The sequence below is a fragment of the Shewanella sp. Sh95 genome (assembly GCF_001308045.1).
Lineage (GTDB): Bacteria > Pseudomonadota > Gammaproteobacteria > Enterobacterales > Shewanellaceae > Shewanella > Shewanella xiamenensis.
Genome location: NZ_LGYY01000055.1, coordinates 1 through 1,179, shown reverse-complemented (window position 1 = coordinate 1,179; position 1,179 = coordinate 1). Strand labels below are relative to the sequence as shown.

Sequence of the window (1,179 nt, the reverse complement as noted above, 5' to 3'; positions counted from 1 at the left end):
TAGGATATTGGCTTCGCGCATCTTGTTGTCCAAGTGTAGTTTTTAGCGAAACCATTTGATCATGCAACAAGATGCGCTTCCACCCTAATTTGATGATTTATTTGTAAATCATCAGGGGATTCTTCAGTACTCAGCTTATAGCCTACTTCATTGCCGATTTTATATAGACATCGAAGCGGTTTTTCTTAGTTTCGATAACCATGCTGGGCTTAACGCCGGCGAGGTCTTCGGCATAATCGGGGCGCTTCACCACAACACGCTTACGGGCTAGGGCCATGGCGGGGGCGAGCAAACCATCGGCGTCAAGATCCGCGCCGACTAAGGTTTGGAAGACTCGCATTTCTTTTTTTACTAAGGCTGATTTGTCGCGGTGGGGGTACATAGGGTCGAGGTAGACGACATCGACCTCTTGCTCCAATTTGGCGAGTGCTTCGAGGCTAGAACCATGGAAAAGCTGCATACGTTCACGCATCCAATCGCCGATTTCGGCATCTTGATAGGCGCGGCGTAGGCCGTCTTCTAATAATGCGGCTACTACAGGATGGCGCTCTACCATAGTCACGGTGCAGCCTAAACTTGCCAGCACAAAGGCATCGCGGCCGAGGCCCGCAGTACCATCGACCACTTTTGGTGTAACGCCCTGCTTTAACCCAACAGCCTTGGCAATCGACTGACCACGACCGCCACCAAACTTGCGTCTATGGGCAACCGCGCCTGTCACAAAATCCACCACTATGCCATCGAGCTTAGGCTCATCACGCTTATGTAGCGTCAAGGTGTCTGATTCAAAACGCAATTCAAATGGCGCATCGACATCAAAAACCAGTTGCCAACGGGCACAAATGTCCACAAGTGTTGGAAATTGCTGATTAAAAAAGACTGGAATAGGCAAAGGGATCACTGTTTAACGGGTAGAAATTGCGGCCATTATGCCAAAGAACCGCCTTGATGAACATGCAAGCAAATCACCTTGTTTGCGAGTATTAAGTTGTTGGTCAATTTGTCTAACTGCTCCTATAAAAACTCAAACATCAATCACAATGTAATTGACTCCCGATTTCAGATAATAAGTGCGACATTCATGGAAAGGTGTAGAAGAGGAAGCCAACTGCTAAAAGTGGTACGCTCTTCTCGCCAAAGAAACAAGCAGTACTACCATGAATTATCAGCAGTTGACCG

At 47.8% G+C, this 1,179-nt stretch carries 1 protein-coding gene; it reads right to left on the bottom strand.

Going from position 1 to position 1,179, the window contains the following annotated elements:
• Nucleotides 1–142 precede the first annotated feature (142 nt).
• Nucleotides 143–892 (bottom strand): class I SAM-dependent methyltransferase, encoded by a 750-nt coding sequence (locus AEA42_RS04410; RefSeq protein WP_055647081.1) that lies wholly within the window; start codon nt 890–892, stop codon nt 143–145.
• Nucleotides 893–1,179: the final 287 nt, after the last annotated feature.